The sequence below is a fragment of the Stenotrophomonas sp. 05L44_2 genome, from assembly GCF_056665995.1.
The window spans coordinates 1-5,568 of the sequence record NZ_JBFTNR010000215.1 but is presented as its reverse complement, the minus strand read 5'-3'; the positions used below and the strand labels follow the sequence as shown (position 1 = coordinate 5,568).

Below are 5,568 nucleotides of genomic sequence, written 5' to 3'. Positions count from 1 at the left end.
GCTTGATGAAGACGAACGGGTTGAACTGCCTGCTGCGGTGAACGATCTGCCGCGTTGGGACGATCCTGCCGGCGCGGCTGCGGTGGCGCCCATCGAGCCAGCCGAGGTGGCCGTGCCCGAATACGCGCTGCAGGCCGAACAGGAGCCGCAGTTCCGCGGTGTGTTCGATCTGCCGGCCGAACCGCATGAGCATGAGACGGCTGCACCGGTCGACCTGCACGACGACCGTGCTGCCGCCGAGGACGCCGTCGGGTCTGCTGCAGACRATGGCCAYGACTGGGCACCGCGTATCGGCCAGGAGCGGCTGGAACTGGCCATCGCCTATCTGGACCTGGGCGACGCGCAGACCGCGCGCACCCTGCTGCAGGAGGTTGCCGAAGGGGGTGACCTGCATTGCCAGGCGCAGGCCCGCGAACTGCTGGCGCGTCTGCCCTGACACCCTTTCGACAAGGACCTGCGATGACCCGCGAACGCCGTCTCGACTATGTTGAATTCGCCTCGAGCGACCCGGCTGCGAGCCGCGCGTTCTTCGAGGTCGTGTTCGGCTGGTCGTTTGTCGATTACGGCAGCGACTACACCGCTTTCGATGATGGCCGCCTGCAGGGAGGCTTCTTCCGTGGCCAACCACAACGTGCCAGCGAAGGCGCGCCACTGCTGGTGCTGTATGCCGACCAGCTGGCGCCGATGGAAGCGGCGGTGCGTGCGGCCGGTGGTCAGATCGTGCGGACCGTGTTCTCTTTCCCTGGCGGCAGCCGTTTCCAGTTCGTCGAGCCCGGTGGCAACGAACTGGCGGTCTGGTCCGAGCGCGACCCGGCCTGAGCGCCGCCCCACCCGCAATATCGAGGTAGCACATGCGTTACGCGCTCGGCGTCGAGTACGACGGCAGCGATTTCAGGGGCTGGCAGAACCTGGGCGAGGGCGGACCCAGCGTCCAGGCCAGCCTGGAACAGGCCCTGTCATCGGTGGCCGATACCCCGCTGCAGGTGGTCTGCGCCGGCCGCACCGATGCCGGCGTGCACGGCCAGTGCCAGGTCGTGCACTTCGACACCGACGTAGTACGTGATCCGCGCGCGTGGATGCTCGGCACCACCACCCGCCTGCCGCGTTCGATCGCCGTGCGCTGGTGCGTGCCGGTGGCCGACGATTTCCATGCCCGTTTCTCCGCCCGCGCACGACGTTATCGCTACCGCCTGCTCAATCGCGAAGTGCGCCCGGCGCTGGGCCGGCAGACCCTGAGCTGGGAGCGGCGCCCGCTCGATGCCGAGCGCATGCACCTGGCCGGACAGGCCCTGCTGGGCGAGAACGATTTCAGCGCCTTCCGCTCGGTCCAGTGCCAGGCCCTGCATGCCCGGCGAGAGCTGCAGTCGCTGCAGGTCAGCCGCCACGACGACGTCATCGAGGTGGCGGTGCGCGGCAATGCATTCCTTCATCACATGGTCCGCAATATCGTCGGTTCGTTGATACTGGTCGGCAGTGGCGAGCAGCCGGTGGAGTGGATCGCCGAACTGCTGGCCGGGCGCGACCGCACCGTGGCCGGTCCCACCGCTCCTCCGCAGGGACTGGTGTTCCTGGGGCCGCTGTACCCCGACAACTGGCATCTGCCCGCCGAGGTAACGCTATGAGCCGCTCCTACTACCGTACCCGCATCAAGTTCTGTGGCATGACCCGTGCCGGCGACGTGCGCCTGGCCGGCGAGCTGGGCGTGGATGCGGTGGGCTTCATCTTCGCCCGCGAGAGCAGCCGCCGGGTCGCGCCGGCCGAAGCGCGCGCGATGCGCCAGGCCATCGCACCGATGGTCGACGTGGTGGCGYTGTTCCGCAACAACAGCAGGGAAGAAGTGCGCGAGGTGCTGCGTACCGTGCGGCCGACCCTGCTGCAGTTCCATGGCGAGGAAGACGAGAGCTTCTGCCGCAGCTTCAACATGCCTTACCTGAAGGCGATCGCCATGGGCGGGCGCGAGGAGATCAATGCGCGCACCCTGCAGCTGCGCTACCCCAGCGCCGCCGGCTTCCTGTTCGACAGCCATGCGCCGGGCGGCGGCGGCGGTACCGGCGTGGCCTTCGACTGGTCGCGTATCCCCACCGGCCTGCACCGGCCGTTCCTGCTGGCCGGAGGCCTGACGCCGGAGAACGTGCATGACGCCGTGCTGGCGACCCTGCCGTGGGGCGTGGATGTCTCCAGTGGCATCGAACTGGAGCCGGGCATCAAGGACGGCTACAAGATGCGCACGTTCGTGGAAGAAGTCCGGCGCTCCGATTGCGCCGTGCTGGATTGAGACACGGTCACTTCCGAGGTGTCCGGTCTTCACATTTGAGCCTGCACACCCTCTTCACATAGGATGATCCCCAAGCGTGCTGGCCATGAGGGCCGGCACGAGGATCGACGGAGCCGCTGGTGGCGTGCTCCGAACGGGCGCCTGGCGCCCCCGCCCAGGAAGGCAAGCGATGCAGGAATTCCTAACCGTCGTACTCGGTTATCCGACCCTCCCGTACAGCGTCGCGCTGGCGGTGGCGGTYCTGTATTGGGGGATTGCCGCCTTTGGCCTGGTCGATGACGGTTTCGGCGAGGCCGGTGCCGATGGCGCCCTTGAAGGCGATGCCCATCTCAGTGGCCTGTCAGCGCTGCTGGCGCGCTGGGGCCTGGGCGGCGTGCCGCTCATGGTGGTGGTGACGCTGCTGAGCCTGTTCGCCTGGACCCTCACCTACTTCATCCATCTGTACCTGCTGCTGCCGTTGCCCGACCTGCTGCGCTGGTCATTGGGCACCGTCGTGGCGGTGCTCGCACCCCTGCCGGCGGTGCCGGTCACCGCGCTGCTGCTGCGTCCCATCCGCCGCTTCCTGCTGCGCCTGCGCCCGGTGCCGCAGGCCTCGCTGCTGGGCCGGGTCGGCGTGGTCGCTTCGCCGAAGGTCGACGCACGCAGTGGCCATGCCACCGTCGATGACGGCGGTGCCGGCCTGGTCCTGCAGATCCGCAGCGACATCGAACTGCAGCGCGGCGAGCGCATCGTGCTGGTCGAGCACGTGGCTGCACAACACCATTACCGGGTGGTCCGCGCCGACGCGGTCGCCCTCGACTTCCAGGACAACCTGCTTCCGGGCAACAAGGAGAAACATCAATGACGTTGGCATCCGTGCTCCCCTTCCTGATCATCGTGGGCGGCGTCCTCGCCCTCCTGCTCGGCGTGGCGGGCCTGTTCAAGGCGTTCTACCGCAAGGTCGACCAGGGCGTGGCCCTGATCGTCAACGACATGAGTKCSACCCCGAAAGTGCATTTCACCGGYGCGCTGATCATTCCCGTGCTGTACCGCGCCGAGCTGATGCGGATCAGCCTGATCACCCTGCAGATCGACCGCCGCGGCAAGGAAGGCCTGATCTGCCGCGACAACATGCGCGCCGACATCGCCGTGGCGTTCTACCTGCGCGTCAACGAGACCCAGGCCGACGTACTGCGCGTGGCCAAGGCGATCGGCGCCGACCGCGCGTCGGACAAGCATGCCGTCGATGAGCTGTTCAACGCCAAGTTCTCCGAAGCACTGAAGACGGTCGGCAAGAAGTTCGATTTCACCGAGCTGTTCGAGAAGCGCCAGGAATTCCGCGACGAGATCATCGCGGTGATCGGCAACGACCTCAATGGGTATGTGCTGGAAGACGTGGCCATCGACTACCTGGAGCAGACTCCGAAGTCGCTGCTGGACCAGTTCAACATCCTCGATGCGCAGGGCATCCGCAAGATCACCGAGCTGACCGCTGCGCAGAACGTGGTGACCAACGAGCTGGAGCAGAACGAGAAGCTGGCCATCACCAAGAAGAACGTCGAAGCCCGCGAAGCACTGCTGGCCCTTGAACGGCAGCAGGCCGAAGCCGAGGCACGGCAGAAGCGCGAGATCGAGACCATCCGTGCGCGCGAGGAAGCCGAGACCGCCAAGGTGCAGGAAGAGCAGCGCCAGCTGTCCGAGAACGCCCGCATCGAAGCGCAGCAGGTGATCGACATCCGCGAGCAGAACCGCATGCGCGAAGTTGAAGTGGCCGAGCAGAACCGCCAGCGCGCCGTGGCCATCGAAGCCGAGCGCGTCGAGCGCGCACGCCAGCTGGAGCAGGTCACCACCGACCGCGAAGTGCAGCTGCAGGGCGTGGAGCGCGACAAGGTGGTCGAGCAGGGCAAGATGGACGTGGCCAACATCACCCGCGAACGCATCTCCATCGACAAGACCGTGGCGCAGGAAGAAGAGCGCATCAAGGAAGTGCGCGAAGTCTCCGAGGCCGACCGCCAGAAGCAGGTGTTGATCCTGGAAGCCGAGGCGAAGGCGCAGGAATCGCTGGTGCGCGAAGTGAAGGAAGCCCAGGCCCGCGAGACCGCCTCCAAGCATCGCGCGGTGGAGCTGACCACGCTGGCGCAGGCCGAGCACGAAGCCGCCGGCAAGCAGGCCGAGGCCAAGCGCCTGCTGGCCGATGCCTTCCGCGCCGAGCAGGCCGCACCCGGCCTGGCCGAAGCGCAGGTACGCGAAGCGTCGGCGCTGGCCATCGAGAAGGTTGGCATCGCCGAGGCGCGCGTGATCGAAGCCAAGGCCGAAGCGAACCTGAAGCAGGGCAGCAACGAGGCGCGCGTGCTGGCCGAGACGCTGCAGGCCCAGGCACAGGGCGAGGAGAAGATGGGCCTGGCCCGCGCCACCGCCACCGAATCGCTGGGCAACGCCGAAGCCGGCGTGGTGCAGAAGAAGCTGTTGGCCGAGGCCGAGGGCCTGGTCCGCAAGTTCGAGGCCATCGCCTCGCTGAGCGACCAGGCGCGCGGCCATGAAGAATTCCGCATGATGCTGGACAACAGCCTGAAGCAGGCGCTGGCCTCGATCGAAGCCGGCAAGGAAGTCTCGCGCGAGAACGCCGGCGTCATCGCCAGCGCGCTGCGCAACGCCGACATCGACCTGGTTGGCGGCGACGGCGGCATGTTCGAGAACCTGATCAAGGCGGTTTCGCTGGGCAAGTCGATCGAGGGCTTCGCCGGCAAGAGTCCGATCGTGCAGGACCTGATGCAGCGCTACCTGGGCGTCAACGTGGCCGACAATGCACCGCGGCAGATCGCCGAGGACGCAGAGACCGTGCCCGTCGCGGCGACCGTCGTGGTCGACAGCGCGCGCTGATCCACCCGGCGATGGCCATCGCCATCGCCCACCCGTGCCGGCCGCATCGACGGCCGGCCGTCCGTGAGCCGGAAACCTGCTGATGTCCGAAACCAAACCGTCCACCGAGTCCGTCGCACCAGAGGCTGCCGGCGATACCGTCGACCAGGCCGTAGCCCAGGGCGGCGCCTATGAAGTCCTGCGGCGCCGTCTCGGCGAACAGGGCCAGCGCCTGCAGGCCGTTGCCGAGCAGCTGAACCGCCAGCGCCTGGCCGAGTTCGGCGACAGCCGCCTGGAGGTGGTCGGCCGTTTCCGTATCCGCAGCGAGAACAACTGTGTCGGCCGCGACATCGTCCAGGTCGGCCCGGATCGCCTGCTGTTCGGCTACAACGTGTTCATCGGGCTCAAGACCCAGACCCGCATCGAAGATGTGTTCGGTCTGTACCGGCTGGTAC

The 5,568-nt window shown here is 67.3% G+C and carries 7 protein-coding genes; all 7 read left to right on the top strand.

The genetic code is table 11. The features are described 5' to 3' along the window. Positions 1-436 (top strand): FimV/HubP family polar landmark protein (locus AC1VAN_RS09430; RefSeq protein ID WP_480985693.1); only part of this gene is annotated, 436 nt, incomplete at its 5' end. A 23-nt stretch (positions 437-459) separates the two neighbouring features. Next, positions 460-819 carry a VOC family protein gene (locus AC1VAN_RS09425; protein ID WP_025876153.1) on the top strand — a complete coding sequence of 120 codons (360 nt, stop codon included), beginning with the start codon at positions 460-462 and terminating at the stop codon, positions 817-819. 32 nt (positions 820-851) lie between these two features. Beyond that, positions 852-1,622, top strand: coding sequence for a tRNA pseudouridine(38-40) synthase TruA (truA, locus tag AC1VAN_RS09420; protein WP_025876154.1), 771 nt, complete (start codon positions 852-854; stop codon positions 1,620-1,622). Then, complete coding sequence (locus AC1VAN_RS09415; RefSeq protein ID WP_025876155.1) at positions 1,619-2,275, top strand: phosphoribosylanthranilate isomerase; 657 nt, start codon at positions 1,619-1,621, stop codon at positions 2,273-2,275. Before truA ends, AC1VAN_RS09415 begins: the two co-directional genes overlap by 4 nt. Positions 2,276-2,444: 169 nt before the next feature. Beyond that, a complete protein-coding gene (locus AC1VAN_RS09410; protein WP_032975011.1) occupies positions 2,445-3,119 on the top strand; it encodes a DUF1449 family protein in 675 nt (224 codons plus the stop codon). Continuing rightward, positions 3,116-5,134, top strand: a complete 2,019-nt coding sequence (locus tag AC1VAN_RS09405; RefSeq protein WP_480985692.1) for a flotillin family protein — start codon at positions 3,116-3,118, stop codon at positions 5,132-5,134. The genes AC1VAN_RS09410 and AC1VAN_RS09405 overlap by 4 nt, the downstream gene beginning before the upstream one ends. Before the next feature lie 82 nt (positions 5,135-5,216). Continuing rightward, a partial coding sequence (locus AC1VAN_RS09400; RefSeq protein WP_480985691.1) for a DNA repair ATPase occupies positions 5,217-5,568 on the top strand: 352 nt, incomplete at its 3' end.

Excerpts from the sequence above, each read along its gene's own strand:
- AC1VAN_RS09425 (WP_025876153.1), top strand. The coding sequence starts at position 460 with ATGACCCGCGAACGCCGTCTCGACTATGTTGAATTCGCCTCGAGCGAC.
- truA (WP_025876154.1), top strand. The coding sequence starts at position 852 with ATGCGTTACGCGCTCGGCGTCGAGTACGACGGCAGCGATTTCAGGGGC.